Source organism: Pseudomonas sp. TMW22089 (assembly GCF_022496645.1).
GTDB classification, from domain to species: Bacteria; Pseudomonadota; Gammaproteobacteria; order Pseudomonadales; family Pseudomonadaceae; genus Aquipseudomonas; species Aquipseudomonas paraversuta.
On record NZ_SCFG01000001.1, the window covers coordinates 156,124 to 171,147 of the forward strand.

General features: G+C 58.2%; 14 protein-coding genes. 8 read left to right on the top strand and 6 right to left on the bottom strand.

Annotation, left to right across the window (positions count from 1 at the left end):
• Positions 1 to 70 precede the first annotated feature (70 nt).
• The 3 genes from EQV90_RS00765 to secB are packed head-to-tail and all read left to right on the top strand — an operon-like array spanning position 71 to position 1,268.
• Positions 71 to 484 (top strand): rhodanese-like domain-containing protein, encoded by a 414-nt coding sequence (locus tag EQV90_RS00765; protein WP_003438586.1) that lies wholly within the window; start codon positions 71 to 73, stop codon positions 482 to 484.
• 2 nt (positions 485 to 486) lie between these two features.
• Positions 487 to 741 (top strand): glutaredoxin 3, encoded by a 255-nt coding sequence (grxC, locus tag EQV90_RS00770; protein ID WP_003438589.1) that lies wholly within the window; start codon positions 487 to 489, stop codon positions 739 to 741.
• A 41-nt stretch (positions 742 to 782) separates the two neighbouring features.
• Positions 783 to 1,268, top strand: coding sequence for a protein-export chaperone SecB (gene secB, locus EQV90_RS00775; protein WP_003438592.1), 486 nt, complete (start codon positions 783 to 785; stop codon positions 1,266 to 1,268).
• 148 nt (positions 1,269 to 1,416) lie between these two features.
• On the opposite strand, the gene EQV90_RS00780 is transcribed toward secB, so the two are convergent.
• Positions 1,417 to 1,872, bottom strand: a complete 456-nt coding sequence (locus tag EQV90_RS00780; protein ID WP_003438595.1) for a tRNA (cytidine(34)-2'-O)-methyltransferase — start codon at positions 1,870 to 1,872, stop codon at positions 1,417 to 1,419.
• Here EQV90_RS00780 and EQV90_RS00785 point away from each other — a divergent pair.
• On the top strand, positions 1,871 to 2,308 hold the full coding sequence (locus tag EQV90_RS00785; RefSeq protein WP_010656316.1) for a hypothetical protein: 438 nt from the start codon (positions 1,871 to 1,873) through the stop codon (positions 2,306 to 2,308). The genes EQV90_RS00780 and EQV90_RS00785 overlap by 2 nt on opposite strands.
• Positions 2,309 to 2,462: 154 nt before the next feature.
• Positions 2,463 to 2,612 (top strand): hypothetical protein, encoded by a 150-nt coding sequence (locus EQV90_RS00790; RefSeq protein WP_156428484.1) that lies wholly within the window; start codon positions 2,463 to 2,465, stop codon positions 2,610 to 2,612.
• Positions 2,613 to 2,715: 103 nt separating this feature from the next.
• Here the strand turns inward: EQV90_RS00790 and ntrC are convergent, their stop codons facing one another.
• The 4 genes from ntrC to glnA all read right to left on the bottom strand — a co-directional run bounded on the left by ntrC (position 2,716) and on the right by glnA (position 7,368).
• Positions 2,716 to 4,149: a nitrogen regulation protein NR(I) gene (gene ntrC, locus EQV90_RS00795; protein WP_010656315.1), complete on the bottom strand. Its 1,434-nt coding sequence runs from the start codon at positions 4,147 to 4,149 to the stop codon at positions 2,716 to 2,718.
• A complete protein-coding gene (glnL, locus tag EQV90_RS00800; RefSeq protein WP_003438604.1) occupies positions 4,146 to 5,231 on the bottom strand; it encodes a nitrogen regulation protein NR(II) in 1,086 nt (361 codons plus the stop codon). The genes ntrC and glnL overlap by 4 nt, the downstream gene beginning before the upstream one ends.
• Before the next feature lie 224 nt (positions 5,232 to 5,455).
• The gene (locus EQV90_RS00805) at positions 5,456 to 5,743 is read right to left on the bottom strand and encodes a hypothetical protein (protein ID WP_240877637.1); all 288 of its coding nucleotides are present in this window, start codon (positions 5,741 to 5,743) and stop codon (positions 5,456 to 5,458) included.
• A gap of 218 nt (positions 5,744 to 5,961) precedes the next feature.
• Positions 5,962 to 7,368: a glutamate--ammonia ligase gene (gene glnA, locus EQV90_RS00810; protein WP_003438610.1), complete on the bottom strand. Its 1,407-nt coding sequence runs from the start codon at positions 7,366 to 7,368 to the stop codon at positions 5,962 to 5,964.
• A gap of 333 nt (positions 7,369 to 7,701) precedes the next feature.
• Between glnA and thiI the strand changes: the two genes are divergently transcribed.
• Positions 7,702 to 9,156 (top strand): tRNA uracil 4-sulfurtransferase ThiI, encoded by a 1,455-nt coding sequence (gene thiI / locus EQV90_RS00815; RefSeq protein WP_029612550.1) that lies wholly within the window; start codon positions 7,702 to 7,704, stop codon positions 9,154 to 9,156.
• Between the two features lie 139 nt (positions 9,157 to 9,295).
• Positions 9,296 to 11,116: a translational GTPase TypA gene (gene typA, locus EQV90_RS00820; protein ID WP_003438614.1), complete on the top strand. Its 1,821-nt coding sequence runs from the start codon at positions 9,296 to 9,298 to the stop codon at positions 11,114 to 11,116.
• A gap of 640 nt (positions 11,117 to 11,756) precedes the next feature.
• On the opposite strand, the gene EQV90_RS00825 is transcribed toward typA, so the two are convergent.
• Positions 11,757 to 12,194, bottom strand: coding sequence for a YkgJ family cysteine cluster protein (locus EQV90_RS00825; RefSeq protein ID WP_029612548.1), 438 nt, complete (start codon positions 12,192 to 12,194; stop codon positions 11,757 to 11,759).
• A gap of 265 nt (positions 12,195 to 12,459) precedes the next feature.
• Here EQV90_RS00825 and EQV90_RS00830 point away from each other — a divergent pair, with 265 nt between their 5' ends.
• Positions 12,460 to 14,907, top strand: coding sequence for a glycogen/starch/alpha-glucan phosphorylase (locus EQV90_RS00830; protein ID WP_003438630.1), 2,448 nt, complete (start codon positions 12,460 to 12,462; stop codon positions 14,905 to 14,907).
• Positions 14,908 to 15,024 lie beyond the last annotated feature (117 nt).

Consider the following 15,024-nt stretch of genomic DNA (forward strand, 5'->3'; position numbering starts at 1 on the left):
CCGGGCGGGGTTTGGCCGACCAAGGCGGCTGTGTATACTGGCCCACATTTTACGACCCTGGAACCTTCTGATGGTTGAGCACCTGATTGCATTTGCGACTTCTCACTACCTGCTTGTAGGCGCGTTTGTCATCCTGTTGGCGCTGTTGATCGCCCACGAGATGAGCCGAGGCGGGCGCAGCATCAGCACGGGCGAACTGACCGGTCTGGTCAATCGCGACGAAGGCGTGGTGATTGATATTCGCCCGGTAAAAGACTTTGCCGCCGGCCACATCGTGGGTTCGCTGAATATCCCGCAAGACAAGTTGATGGCGCGCATTGCCGAGCTCGACAAGCACAAGGGCAAGACCATTATTCTGGTTGATGCCCAGGGCCAGCATTCAGGCTCCCACGCCCGTGAGCTGCTCAAGGCCGGCTACAACGCTGCCAAACTGTCCGGCGGCATTGGCAGCTGGCGCGCCGACAACCTGCCAGTGGTGAAGTAAAAATGTCCAAGGTCACCGTTTACTCCAGCGATTATTGCCCTTACTGCATCCGAGCCAAGGCTTTGCTTGAAAACAAGGGTGTAGCCTTTGAAGAAATCAAGGTCGACGGCAAGCCTCAAGTACGGGCCGAAATGGCTCAGAAGGCAGGTCGTACGTCGGTGCCGCAAATCTGGATTGGCGAGAAACACGTTGGCGGATGCGATGACCTGTTTGCCCTGGAGCGCGCAGGTAAATTGGATGCGCTGCTGAACGTCTGACTCTCATTCTCTATAAGCCCCAAGATCAACAAGGATCTGTGATGACTGACCAACAGAACACCGCTGCTGTTAGCGATGAAGACACCGCTCCACAATTTTCCCTGCAGCGTATCTACGTGCGCGACCTGTCGTTCGAGGCCCCTAAAAGCCCGGCGATCTTCCGTCAGCAGTGGGAGCCGAGCGTTGGCCTGGATCTGAACACCCGTCAAAAGCCGCTGGAAGGCGACTTCCACGAAGTGGTCCTGACCTTGTCGGTTACCGTGAAAAACGGTGACGAAGTGGCGTTCATTGCTGAAGTTCAGCAGGCTGGCATCTTCCTGATCAAAAACCTTGATCCGGCGTCGATGAACCACACTCTGGGCGCGTTCTGCCCGAACATCCTGTTCCCGTACGCCCGTGAAACCCTGGACAGCCTGGTTACCCGTGGTTCGTTCCCGGCGTTGATGCTGGCTCCGGTGAACTTCGATGCCCTGTACGCGCAAGAATTGCAGCGCATGCAGGAAGAAGGCAGCCCGACTGTTCAATAAACAGTCGATGCCCAATAAAAAAGCGCCTTGATGGCGCTTTTTTATTGCCCTTGTCCAAAGGCTATCTGTAGGAGCGAGCTTGCTCGCGAGCTTTTCCATGCGCCAACAGCTCGCGAGGCAAGCTCGCTCCTACAGGTTTTTTTGCGTATTACTTGAAGTCCAGCTGGCGCCAGGCCTCGTACACAGCCACGGCCACGGTGTTGGACAGGTTCAGGCTGCGGCAACCTTCACGCATCGGTAGACGCAGGCGGTGGTCGCCGTCCAGCGCATCCAGCACTTCTGGCGGCAGGCCCCGGCTTTCCGGGCCGAAGATAAAGGCATCACCTTCGGCAAACCGGGCGTCGTGGAACGGCCGTGAACCTTTGGTGGTAAAGGCGAACAGTCGCGGATGGCCCAGGCTTTCGAGGCAACTGGCCAGATCGGCATGGCGCTTGAGCGGCGCGTACTCGTGGTAATCGAGCCCGGCCCGGCGCAAGCGCTTGTCGTCCAGCTCAAAACCGATAGGCTCGATCAAATGCAGGTGGCAGCCGCTGTTGGCGCACAGCCTGATAATGTTGCCGGTATTCGGCGGAATTTCTGGTTGAAAAAGGATGACGTGAAACATGCACGGCTCCGAACTTAAAGATAGGCAGCATTCTACGCCTGAAGAAGACCCGCGGCCGAAACTATGGCCACGGGTTTTAGGTTCTTTGGTGATAGTCGGTGTAATGGTGGGCATGATGATCGGGCGTTTGACCGCGCCTGTGCCGGTTGAGCTGCAGCAAGTGGAGGTGTTGCCCGGTGCGCTGGTGGTGTGGTTCAGCGATGAGCCCAAGCTGCATGGCGAGCTGGTTGATGGCACGCTGGGGTTGCTGTTCGATGCCAGGGGCAAGCCGCAGAACGGCCAGTTAAAGCTGGGTGACAAGGTGGTGAACTGGCGGCTACGGCATACCGATGGCGGGTTGCTGCTGACCTTGGTGGCGGCCCGTGCGCTGCAGGGCGACTGGGCCGGAGCGTCCCGGGACGGGCGCTGGCGACTGCAGGTAAACCTGCGGGAGTAATAAAAGAGGGAATTGCGGCCTGCCTGTACCGGTTCCCCAAAATCGTTGTGCGCCTCGATGCACAAGGCATCAAGGCTGCGGGTGTAAAAGTGGGGAGTCTTGACCTGCCTGTATCAAGGTCCCCTAAAGCGTTATCAGGGTTATTGCAGGGTGCATGCCAGTTCTGGTTTTTCTGCCTGATTTTTTTCCTGAATATGCAAAAGCCCCGGAATCCGGGGCTTTTCTGGGACTGCTGTTTTGGGTTGCCGATGTTGCTGTAACCATTGATCCAGAGCTGTGCACACAAACAGTGCGTGTTGCCTGAAGCTGGTGCGGTCCTGCAGGAGCGAGCTTGCTCGCGATCGTTCAGGCCGATCACAGGGGTGCCATCGCTGGCCAGCCGGCTCCCCCATCATCGCGCCGCCGAGTCATGCCTCGTCGCTGTCATCCTCGTCGCTATCAATCTTCATCCCCAGCTCCTTGATCTTGCGGGTCAGGGTGTTGCGGCCCCAGCCCAGCAGCACGGCTGCATCGCGACGACGGCCTGCGGTGTGCTTGAGGGCGGTCTCGATCATGATCCGTTCAAACGTCGGCACGGCACTGTCGAGCAGGTTGGACTGACCCCGGCCCAGCGCCTGATCAGCCCACTGACGCAGGGCCTGTTCCCAGTTGGTGACCGGCGACGTGTCCTGCTGCAGGTTCAGCAGCTCGGGTGGCAAGTCGCTGATATGCACTTCGCGGCCCGAGGCCATCACCGTGATCCAGCGGCAGGTGTTCTCCAACTGGCGCACGTTGCCCGGCCATGGCAGGTTTTTCAGGTATTGCTCGGTCTCGGCCTTGAGCAGCTTGGGCTCGACAGACAGCTCTTGCGCGGCGCTGCTGAGAAAGTGGCGGGTCAGGGTCGGGATATCCTCGCGACGGTCCGACAGGCGCGGGATATGAATGCGGATCACGTTCAGACGGTGGAACAGGTCTTCACGGAACTTGCCGGCCTGGACCAGGGTTTCGAGGTTCTGGTGGGTGGCGGCAATGATCCGCACATCGACCTTGACCGGCGTATGACCGCCGACCCGGTAGAACTCGCCATCGGCCAAAACCCGCAGCAGGCGCGTTTGGGTGTCGGCGGGCATGTCGCCGATTTCGTCCAGAAACAGGGTTCCGCCATCGGCTTGCTCGAACCGGCCGCGCCGCAGGTTGGCGGCTCCGGTGAAGGCGCCTTTCTCGTGGCCGAACAGCTCGGACTCCATCAGGTCCTTGGGGATGGCCGCCATATTCAACGCAATAAAGGGCGATGCTGCGCGCGGACTATGGCGATGCAGGGCGTGGGCCACCAGCTCTTTACCGGTGCCCGACTCGCCATTGATCAACACCGTGATGTTGGAGTGGCTAAGCCGGCCAATGGCGCGAAACACCTCTTGCATCGCCGGGGCTTCACCGATGATTTCCGGCGTGCGTGCCAGCGCTGGAGGGACGGCCAGGCCTTGTTGTTCCTGGGCGTGCTGGTTGGCACGCTTGACCAGAGACACGGCTTCGTCGACGTCGAACGGCTTGGGCAGGTATTCGAACGCGCCGCCCTGATAGGACGCCACCGCACTGTCGAGGTCGGAGTGGGCGGTCATGATAATCACGGGCAGGCGGGGGTGCTGTTCGCGAATCTTGGCCAGCAAGTCCAGACCGCTGGCGCCGGGCATGCGAATGTCCGAAATGATCACGTCGGGCTGCTGGCGGGCGAGGCGGCTCATCACCCCGTCGGCGCTGTCGAAACTTTGTGTGGTCATGCCTTCCTGTTGCAAGGCTTTTTCCAGGACCCAACGGATAGAACGGTCGTCGTCGACGATCCACACGGTTTCACTTCGGCTCATGTCGATGCGGCTCCTTGTTCCAGTGGTAGAAAGATCGAGAAGAGTGTGTGGCCGGGGTGGCTCTCACACTCGATCAATCCCTGGTGCTGACTGATGATGTTCTGGGTAATGGCCAGTCCCAGCCCGGTGCCGTCAGGGCGGCCGCTGACCATTGGAAAGAACAGAGTGTCTTGCAGCTCGGGGGGGATGCCCGGGCCGTTGTCGATAATTTCGATTTTGGTCACCAGTCGATGGCGGATATGGCCGATGGTGAACTGGCGCATGGCCCGGGTACGCAGGCTGATGCGGCCCAGGCGCAGCTCGTTCTGGCTGCCAATGGCCTGCATGGCGTTACGCACAATATTGAGCACGGCCTGAATCATCTGTTCACGGTCGATCAGCAGGTCGGGCAGGCTCGGGTCGTAGTCGCGCACCAGCGTGATGCTGCCCTGTGTTTCGGCCTCGACCAGATTGCACACCCGCTCCAGCACTTCATGCACATTGGTCATGGCCAGCGATGGCAGCTTGTTGGAGCCCAGCATGCGATCCACCAGATTACGCAGGCGATCGGCTTCTTCGATGATGACGTTGGTGTAGTCACGCAGGCTTTCATCGGGTAGCTGGCGGGCCAGCAACTGGGCCGCCCCGCGAATGCCGCCCAGCGGATTCTTGATTTCATGGGCCAGGCCGCGCACCAGCATCTTGCTGGTTTCCTGCTTGGACAGCTGGGCTTCTTCCTTGGTGATGCGCAGCAGCCGGTCGCGGGGGTGCACTTCAAGCAGCAACATGGTGCTGCCGTGGCTCAGGATCGGGGTCACGGCGTAGTCCACCGTCAGGTTCTGGCCGGTGAGCGAAGTCAGCATGGCTTCGCGCTTGGTGAACGGGTGCGCTTGCTCAACCGCCTGGCGCAGCGAGTGCAAGGCTTCGGTGGACTCAGTGAACAGTTCACTGATGAATTGCCCATGACTGCGTTGGCCACTGATGGCCAGCAGCATTTCCGCCGCCGGGTTCATGTACTCAAGACGCAGGTCGGCATTGAGCAGCAGTGTGGCTGTGGTCAGATTATCGAGTAGCAGTCGGTGCAGGGCATCACTGATGGTCATGGGCCGATCCCGGATTGCATGCGCGGGTGAGGCGCTGAGACTAGGAAAATGCAAAAAACAAACCAAGGCTCCGAAAAGAAGCGTTATTCGCCTGAAATAGGGGGTTGCAGCCCTTTTAGATGGCGTTTATGCGCTTGGAGTGAGTCGTTTTGAACCAAATTGGGCTGGCAAGTGTGTCTTCGCTCTGTTGTTGCACCAATATAGTGCAGATTTGCTGAATAGATTCAGTTCTCTGCGAGACGGTCTTGTGCCGCCTGACGATGCGGGTCGCGATCAGGTTTGATCGCTGGCCCGGGCTCTTGTTCGGGCAACAGCATGGAAGAGGGGATCAAGGTCGACGAATACTTGAATGCTGCGATCCGGTTTGCGGGTTGCACGGATATCGGCTCTGCCTGGACTCCTGCCAGGGGTACGTTGCTGAAGATCAAGCTGGCGTTGTCGGGGGCCTGGCGATAGACCTGCGCGCCAGCCGGGTGGGCAATAACAAGCAGCAACAGTACTTTCGGCATCATCGCAGGCCGCCATCCCGAGGGAAGAAAAGGCGGTCATTCTGGGGCAGTGCTGATGGCTTTAATGTAGGACGGGGCCTTTGTCGGCCGGGTCAATGGCAGCCGTTCCTGTCGGAATTTTTGTGACCGCGCAATCGGCGCCAGGGATAAAGTGCCGGGCATAAAAAAGGCCTCCCGAAGGAGGCCTCTTGGTAACGCCTGCACGGGCAGGCGTTGCTGGATCAGCAGCTGTAGTACAGCTCGTATTCCAGTGGGTGTACGAAGGTGCGAACCTTGATTTCTTCTTCGCTTTTCAGTGCGATGTAAGCGTCGATGAAGTCGTCGCTGAAAACGCCGCCTTTGGTCAGGAACGCACGACCTTTATCCAGCTCTTCCAGGGCTTCTTTCAGGCTGCCACAAACCTGCGGGATCTCTTTGGCCTCTTCAGGCGGCAGGTCGTACAGGTTTTTGTCAGCTGCGTCGCCCGGGTGGATCTTGTTCTGGATACCGTCCAGGCCAGCCATCATCAGTGCTGCGAAGCACAGGTACGGGTTGGCTGCCGGGTCCGGGAAACGTGCTTCGATACGGCGCGCCTTAGGGCTCGACACGTAAGGAATACGGATCGAAGCGGAACGGTTGCGAGCCGAGTAGGCCAGCATTACCGGAGCTTCGAAGCCTGGTACCAGACGCTTGTAGGAGTTGGTGGCCGGGTTGGTGAAGCCGTTCAGGGCCTTACCGTGCTTGATGATGCCGCCGATGAAGTACAGGGCGGTGTCGGACAGGCCGGCATAACCTTCGCCTGCGAAGGTGTTCTTGCCATCTTTGGAGATGGACATGTGAACGTGCATACCCGAGCCGTTATCGCCGTACAGAGGCTTGGGCATGAAAGTAGCGGTACGGCCGTAGGCGTCTGCCACGTTGTGTACGCAGTACTTCAGGGTCTGAACTTCGTCAGCCTTTTTCACCAGGGTGTTGAACTGCACGCCGATTTCGTTCTGGCCGGCAGTTGCCACTTCGTGGTGGTGCACTTCGATGACCAGGCCCATTTCTTCCATGGCGTTGCACATGGAGGTGCGGATTTCGTGGTCGTGGTCGAACGGAGGAACCGGGAAGTAGCCGCCCTTGATACCTGGACGGTGGCCACGGTTGCCGCCTTCCACGTCCTGGTCGGACATCCACGAACCTTGTTCGGAGTAGATCTTGAACATGGAACCGGAGATGTCGGACTTGAACTTCACTTCGTCGAAGATGAAGAACTCTGGCTCCGGACCTACAAATACGGTGTCGCCGATACCGGTGGACTTCAGGTATTCCTCGGCACGGGTGGCGATGGCGCGCGGGTCGCGATCGTAGCCTTGCATGGTCGAGGGTTCGATGATGTCGCACACCAGAATCAGGGTTGGCTGTTCGGTGAACGGGTCCAGAACGGCAGTGCTGTCGTCCGGCAGCAGAATCATGTCGGACGCTTCGATGCCTTTCCAGCCAGCAATGGAGGAGCCGTCGAACATTTTGCCGTCGGTGAAGAAGTTTTCATCCAGCGCATCACGGGCCGGCATGGTCACGTGGTGCTGAGTGCCTTTAGTGTCAGTGAAGCGCAGATCAATCCACTTGACGTCATGATCTTTGATGAGTTGAACCGACTTCGACATAGTGTCCTCCGGGGTGGCTTCGGGCTAGGTAGTGGAGAGCCCGTTAAAGGTGGTTGATGCCGGCGCGAATACTCTGCCAAGGCAACCTGCCTCACAAGGGAGCAAATTGCATGCCAGTGCCCCGACTTGGGCGTAATGCCCCAATCTCAAGCAGATAAGGGCCGCAGACTACCGATTAAGGCGTCTTGCCGCACTCAAATGAAGCGAAAACCGACGCTTTTGACCTGTTTTGGTGCATCGAAAACCGTTTGTACGATAACTGGTTAAACCTTGAGCAATTTCCGCTATAATCCGCGCCCCCCTTTTTTGGCAGGCTGCTCGCGCGCTGTTTTCATGAAACTAATCGTTAAAGTCTTCCCCGAAATCACTATTAAGAGCCGTCCGGTTCGGATGCGTTTCGTCCGCCAATTGGCTAAAAACATCCGCGCTGTGCTCCGCGATCTGGACCCGGCTGTGGTGGTGACGGGCGTGTGGGACAACATCGAGCTGCAAACGCGCGTGACCGACCCCAAAGCCTTGAAGGAGATGACTGCGCGCCTGAGTTGCATGCCGGGCATCACGCATTTCCTGCAGGTCGACGAGTACCCGTTGGGTGACTTCGATGACGTGGTCGAGAAGTGCAAACTGCACTTCGGCGATGCGCTGGCAGGCAAGATTTTTTCCGTGCGTTGCAAACGCGGCGGCAAGCACCCGTTTACCTCGATGGAAATCGAGAAATACGTCGGCAGCAAGCTGCGTCGTGAATGCGGTGCGGCAGGAATCGACCTGAAAAAACCGGAAATCGAAGTCCGCTTCGAAATTCGCGACCAACGGTTGTTTGTGATTCACAGCCAGCACGACAGCATCGGCGGTTTCCCGCTGGGCTCGCTGGAGCAGACCCTGGTGTTGATGTCCGGTGGTTTCGACTCCACCGTTGCCGCCTACCAGATCATGCGCCGCGGCCTGATGAGCCACTTTTGCTTCTTCAACCTCGGCGGGCGTGCCCACGAACTGGGCGTGATGGAAGTCGCGCACTATATATGGAAGAAGTACGGCAGCTCCCAGCGCGTGCTGTTTGTCAGCGTTCCTTTCGAAGAAGTTTTGGGGGAAATTCTCGGCAAAGTCGATAACAGTCATATGGGCGTCATTTTGAAGCGTATGATGTTGCGCGCTGCAACCCGTATCGCTGAGCGGCTCGATATCGAAGTGCTGGTTACCGGTGAAGCGATTTCCCAGGTTTCGAGCCAGACCCTGCCCAATTTGTCGCTGATCGACTCGGCTACTGACAAATTGGTTCTGCGTCCGCTGATCGCTAGCCACAAGCAGGACATCATTGATCAGGCGGTTGAAATCGGTACGGCCGATTTTGCCAAGCACATGCCTGAATATTGCGGGGTGATTTCGGTCAACCCCAAGACCCACGCCAAACGCAACCGCGTGGAGTACGAAGAACAACAGTTCGATATGGCCGTGCTCGAGCGTGCGCTGGAGCGGGCCAAACTGGTGCCGATTGATCGGGTGATCGATGAGTTGGGCCAGGACTTGCAAGTCGAAGAAGTCAGCGAAGTGCTGGCGGGCCAGATCGTGATTGACATCCGTCACCCGGATGCTCAGGAAGATCAACCGCTGGAACTGGCTGGCATCGAAGTACAAGCGTTGCCGTTTTATGCTTTGAACAGCCGCTTCAAGGAACTGGATGACACCCGTCAGTACCTGTTGTATTGCGACAAAGGCGTGATGAGTCGCCTGCATGCTCACCATTTGCTCAGTGAGGGGCATGCCAATGTGCGCGTTTATCGACCGAGCTAAGAGCCCGGGGCTGTATGCCTGTGGCCTGCGTCACCGGCCCCCCGACGCCGAGGTCAAGTTGTAACGGCTTGACCTGACTCTACTGTTAATCGCTGCCACGACCTGTCAGCACACCGAATCCTCTGATCGAGATACACAAGTGATCGAAAATCTACGTAACATCGCCATCATTGCTCACGTTGACCACGGTAAAACCACCCTGGTAGACAAACTCTTGCGTCAATCCGGCACTCTGGAACGCGGCGAGCTCAACGACGAGCGCGTGATGGACTCCAACGACCAGGAAAAAGAGCGCGGCATTACCATTCTTGCCAAGAACACCGCTATCAACTGGAACGGCTACCACATCAACATCGTGGATACCCCGGGCCACGCCGACTTCGGCGGTGAAGTAGAGCGCGTGATGTCGATGGTTGACTCCGTTCTGCTGCTGGTTGACGCTCAAGACGGCCCTATGCCGCAAACCCGTTTCGTGACCAAGAAGGCTTTCGAAGCCGGCCTGCGTCCAATCGTGGTTATCAACAAGGTTGACCGTCCAGGCGCGCGTCCGGACTGGGTTCTGGATCAAATCTTCGACCTGTTCGACAACCTGGGTGCTACCGAAGAACAGCTGGACTTCAAAGTGGTTTACGCCTCTGCCCTGAACGGTATTGCTGGTCTTGACCACACCGACATGGCTGAAGACATGACCCCGCTGTACCAGGCGATTGTTGACCACGTTCCGGCTCCAAAAGTTGACCGTGACGGTCCTTTCCAGATGCAAATCTCGGCACTGGACTACAACAGCTTCCTGGGCATCATCGGCGTTGGCCGTATCGCTCGTGGTCGCGTCAAGCCGAACACCCAGGTTGTGGCCATCGATGCTGACGGCAAGCGCCGTAACGGTCGTATCCTGAAGCTGATGGGTCACCACGGTCTGCACCGTATCGACGTTGAAGAAGCAGCTGCCGGCGACATCGTCTGCATCAGCGGCTTCGACCAGCTGTTCATCTCCGACACTCTGTGCGACCCACTGAACGTCGAAGCGATGAAGCCGCTGACTGTTGACGAACCTACCGTTTCGATGACCTTCCAGGTTAACGACTCGCCGTTCTGCGGCCGTGAAGGCAAGTTCGTAACCAGCCGTAACATCAAGGAACGTCTGGACAAAGAACTGCTCTACAACGTTGCTCTGCGCGTTGAAGAAGGCGACACCGCTGACAAGTTCAAAGTGTCGGGTCGTGGTGAGCTGCACTTGTCGGTACTGATCGAAACCATGCGTCGCGAAGGCTTCGAAATGGGTGTTGGTCGTCCGGAAGTAATCATCCGCATGGTTGACGGCGTTAAGCACGAACCGTACGAAAACGTAACCATCGACCTGCCGGAAGAATCGCAGGGCGCAATCATGGAACAGATCGGTATCCGTAAAGGCGATCTGACCAACATGGTTCCGGATGGCAAGGGCCGTGTTCGTCTTGAATACAACATCCCTGCACGTGGCCTGATCGGTTTCCGTAACGAGTTCCTGACTCTGACTTCGGGCGCTGGCATCCTGACCTCGATCTTCGACCGTTACGACGTGATGAAGTCGGGCGACATGTCCGGCCGTCAGAACGGCGTTCTGGTTTCGGTTGCTACCGGTAAGGCTCTGACTTACTCGCTGGAAACCCTGCAGGCTCGCGGCAAACTGTTCCTGGGTCACGGTGAAGACGTGTACGAAGGTCAAATCGTCGGCATCAACAGCCGCGACAACGACCTGGGCGTTAACCCAACCAAAGGCAAGAAGCTCGACAACATGCGTGCTTCGGGTAAAGACGAAACCATCGCTTTGGTTCCGCCTATCCGCTTCACCCTGGAGCAAGCTCTGGAATTCGTTCAAGAAGACGAATTGTGCGAAGTGACTCCTAAGTCCATCCGTCTTCGTAAGAAGATCCTGGGCGAAAGCGAGCGTACCCGCGCCAGCAAGAAAAGCAGCAAATAAGCTATTTATTTAGCTGAATAAAAAACGCCCCCGGCCTTGCGGTCGGGGGCGTTTTTTTGTGTCCGGGATTTGGGTGCAGCGCAGGCCAGGGATGGGGCGGGTTGCAGAGTCAGCATCGCCGGCAAGCCGGCTCCCACAGGTAATGGGTGCAGTGCAGGCTTTGTGGGAGCTGGCTTGCCAGCGATGGGGAAGGTGCAGGGTCAGCATCGCCGGCAAGCCGGCTCCCACAGGTAATGGGTGCAGTGCAGGCCTTATGGGAGCTGGCTTGCCAGGGATGGGGCAGATTTCAGGGTCAGCATCGCCGGCAGTCGGCTCCCACAGGTATCGGGTGCAGCGCAGGCCAGGGATGGGGCGGGTTGCAGGGTCAGCATCGCCGGCAAGCCGGCTCCCACAGATAGTGGGTGCAGTGCAGGCCAGGGATGGGGCGGGTTGCAGGGTAAGCATCGCCGGCAAGCCGGCTCCCACAGATAGTAGGTGCAGTGCAGTGCAGTGCAGGCCAGGGATGGGGCAGGTTGCAGGATCATCATCGCCGGCAGCCGGCTCCCACAGGTAATGGGTGCTGTGCAGGCCTTGTGGGAGCTGGCTTGCCAGCGATGGGGCAGGTTGCAGGATTATCATCGCCGCAAGCCGCCCCTTCGGGTCAAAACACCATCAGCTTCTCGCTGCTGTTTTTGCGTTCAACCGCTTTGGGCACATAGGCGCAATAACCCGGGCGCGGGCCTATCCGCGGGTGATTGCGGCAAGTGTCCGGGCGCTTTTCGTAAATGGTGCACATGCGCGACTTGCGATCCAGGTACAGGCAGTCGTTATTGCTCATGCGCTGCAGGGTGAAAATCCCGGACTTCTGGTTGAAGCGCTCCACGATCCCTTCTTTCTGCAGGCGCTTGGCGATGTTCTTCGGCGGATCGCCCATCTCGAACTCATCGACGATGCCGATACGGATCAGGTCTTTGATCTTGACCTCCACCGGCAGCGTGCAGCAGCTGGAAATGCAGGAGCCGCACATGGGCGCGGAGTATTTGGCCCAGGTATCGATACGGTCGATTTCCGCGGCGGCGATCAGGTTGGACTTCATCAGGCTTGTTTTCCGGCGTGCATCAGGGCGCGCGATCATACCGGGGTTGGTGAATCTGTGAACAACCATTTGCCGGTTTTTCGATCAGGGCCATGTTTTAAGGCGCCCTTTCTCGTATGCGCATCGTTTTGGGGCAATGTTCATTTCGTCAGTTTTTTTTATGGAAACCGCCATAAAAGCCCGAATCAAAGCGTTTAGTTCCTGTCGAAAGGTCTAGGCTGAATCCACCCGTTCTTCAAATCGCTCCATCTCGCTCGAGGTTGTATCGATGCCCCAGGAACCGCTTGTTCGTGACGCACAGGTGGCGGCTTTTCGGGCCGCCGTAGTAGCCAAACTGACTTACGCGGTGGGCAAGGACCCGGAACACGCGTTTGACCATGACTGGTTTGAAGCCATTGCACTGGCTGCCCGCGACCATATGGTCGAGCACTGGATGGACCACACGCGGCAGATTTATCGCAAGGATCAGAAGCGGGTGTATTACCTGTCGCTGGAGTTTCTGATCGGTCGCCTGCTTTATGACAGCCTGAACAATCTGGGGCTGCTGGAGGTGGCGCGTGAGGCGATGACCGGGCTTGGGGTCGATCTGGAACGTATCCGCCTGCTGGAGCCCGATGCGGCGCTTGGCAACGGCGGGCTGGGCCGGCTGGCTGCCTGTTTCATGGAAAGCATGTCCACCCTGAGCGTTGCCGCCCACGGCTACGGCATCCGTTATGAACACGGACTGTTCCGCCAGAGCATCGTCGACGGCTGGCAGCAAGAGCAAACCGAGAACTGGCTGGACTTCGGCAACCCGTGGGAGTTTGAGCGCGCCGAAGTGACGTACTTGATAGGTTTTGGCGGAGCGGTTGAAACCCGGCAGGATGAACACGGCCAGTCACGCCAGGTCTGGGAACCCAGCGAGACGGTGCGGGCCATCGCCTATGACACACCCGTCGTCGGCTGGCGCGGTGCCAGTGTCAACACCTTGCGCCTGTGGCGGGCCAGGGCCCTGCATGACTTGAACCTGGGGCGTTTCAATGCCGGTGACCATTTGGGGGCAGTGGCCGAGGTGGTGCGTGCCGAAAGCATCTCCCGTGTGCTGTATCCGGCAGACAGCAACGAGGCCGGGCAGGAGCTGCGCTTGCGCCAGGAGTTTTTCTTCGTCTCGGCTTCGCTGCAGGATCTGTTGCGCAGACACCTGCACGTTCACGACACGCTGCTGAATCTGGCCGAGCATGTTTCCATCCAGCTCAACGACACCCATCCCTCGATCGCTGTTGCGGAACTGATGCGCATCCTGGTTGATGAACACGGCATCGAGTGGCCGACGGCCTGGAAAGTCACCGTCGATACCTTGTCGTACACCAATCACACCCTGCTCCCCGAAGCGCTTGAAACCTGGCCTGTGGGGTTGATGGAGCGCATGTTGCCGCGTCATATGCAGATCATCTACTTGATCAACGGCTATCACATCGACTCACTGCGCAACCAGGGGGTGCATGATTTCGATGTGCTGCGTGCCGTGTCCCTTATTGAAGAAGAGCATGGCCGCCGGGTGCGGATGGGCAATCTGGCGTTTCTCGGTTCCCACAGTGTCAACGGCGTTTCCGGGCTGCACACGCAGTTGATGCGCAGCACGGTGTTCTCCGAGTTGCACAAGCTTTACCCGGACCGGATCAACAACAAGACCAATGGCGTTACCTTCCGCCGCTGGCTGTTTCAGGCCAATCCGCCATTGACCGTGATGCTGGTTAACGCGCTGGGGCCTGATGTCCTCGATGAAACCGAGCACAAGCTGATCAAGCTGGAGCCTTTTGCCGAGCGCGCAGATTTTCGCAAGCAATTCGCCGAGCAGCGTCTGCAAAGCAAATGCACGTTGGCAGCGCTCATATATGAGCGGCTGGGGGTGGTGGTCAATCCTGAAGCGATGTTCGATGTTCAGGTCAAACGGATTCACGAGTACAAGCGCCAACTGCTCAACCTGTTGCACACCGTTGCGCTGTACCAGGCCATTCGTGCCGAACCGGGCAACCACTGGGTACCCCGGGTCAAGATTTTCGCGGGCAAGGCGGCGGCCAGTTATGAGCAGGCCAAGCTCATCATTAAACTGGCCAATGATATTGCCCGTACTGTGAACAACGACCCGACCGTGCGCGGCCTGCTCAAAGTGGTATTTATCCCCAACTACAACGTCAGCCTGGCCGAGAGCATCATTCCGGCAGCTGACTTGTCCGAGCAGATATCCACTGCGGGCTATGAGGCATCGGGCACCAGCAATATGAAGTTCGGTCTCAACGGGGCGCTGACCATCGGCACCATGGACGGAGCCAACGTGGAAATGTGCGAACGGGTGGGGGCCGATAACATGTTTATTTTCGGCCTCAGTGCGGAGCAGGTCGAAGCCCGCAAGCGTAATGGCGAGTTTCACGCCGGGCCCGATATTGCAGCCTCACATCGACTTGATGATGTATTGCAGGCCATACGCGGCGGGGTCTTCTCCCACGATGACCCGGCGCGATACACCGGTTTTGTCGATTCGCTGATTGATTACGACCGGTTTCTGGTCTGTGCCGATTTCGATGCGTACTGGGCGGCCCAGATGCGGGTCGAAACCCTGTGGCATGACACGGACGCCTGGTGGCGCAAGGCGGTACTGAACACCGCGCGCATGGGTTGGTTCTCCTCGGACCGGACCATTCGCGAATATGCGACTGAAATCTGGAAAGCCATGTAGAGCGCTTGCAGTCGCTGCCGCAGGCTGCGATCGAGACCGCCGGGCCCGTGCTTTCAAGAGCCAGGCCCCTGCGGGACGTATCGCAGCCTGCGGCAGCGGCTACAGATTTTTGCCTGA

What these genes read in the sequence shown, in the direction of transcription:
- EQV90_RS00765 (WP_003438586.1), top strand. Translation starts at nt 71, where the DNA reads ATGGTTGAGCACCTGATTGCATTTGCGACTTCTCACTACCTGCTTGTA.
- grxC (WP_003438589.1), top strand. Translation starts at nt 487, where the DNA reads ATGTCCAAGGTCACCGTTTACTCCAGCGATTATTGCCCTTACTGCATC.
- secB (WP_003438592.1), top strand. Translation starts at nt 783, where the DNA reads ATGACTGACCAACAGAACACCGCTGCTGTTAGCGATGAAGACACCGCT.
- EQV90_RS00785 (WP_010656316.1), top strand. Translation starts at nt 1,871, where the DNA reads ATGCACGGCTCCGAACTTAAAGATAGGCAGCATTCTACGCCTGAAGAA.
- EQV90_RS00780 (WP_003438595.1), bottom strand. Translation starts at nt 1,872, where the DNA reads ATGTTTCACGTCATCCTTTTTCAACCAGAAATTCCGCCGAATACCGGC.
- EQV90_RS00790 (WP_156428484.1), top strand. Translation starts at nt 2,463, where the DNA reads ATGCCAGTTCTGGTTTTTCTGCCTGATTTTTTTCCTGAATATGCAAAA.
- ntrC (WP_010656315.1), bottom strand. Translation starts at nt 4,149, where the DNA reads ATGAGCCGAAGTGAAACCGTGTGGATCGTCGACGACGACCGTTCTATC.
- glnL (WP_003438604.1), bottom strand. Translation starts at nt 5,231, where the DNA reads ATGACCATCAGTGATGCCCTGCACCGACTGCTACTCGATAATCTGACC.
- EQV90_RS00805 (WP_240877637.1), bottom strand. Translation starts at nt 5,743, where the DNA reads ATGATGCCGAAAGTACTGTTGCTGCTTGTTATTGCCCACCCGGCTGGC.
- glnA (WP_003438610.1), bottom strand. Translation starts at nt 7,368, where the DNA reads ATGTCGAAGTCGGTTCAACTCATCAAAGATCATGACGTCAAGTGGATT.
- thiI (WP_029612550.1), top strand. Translation starts at nt 7,702, where the DNA reads ATGAAACTAATCGTTAAAGTCTTCCCCGAAATCACTATTAAGAGCCGT.
- EQV90_RS00830 (WP_003438630.1), top strand. Translation starts at nt 12,460, where the DNA reads ATGCCCCAGGAACCGCTTGTTCGTGACGCACAGGTGGCGGCTTTTCGG.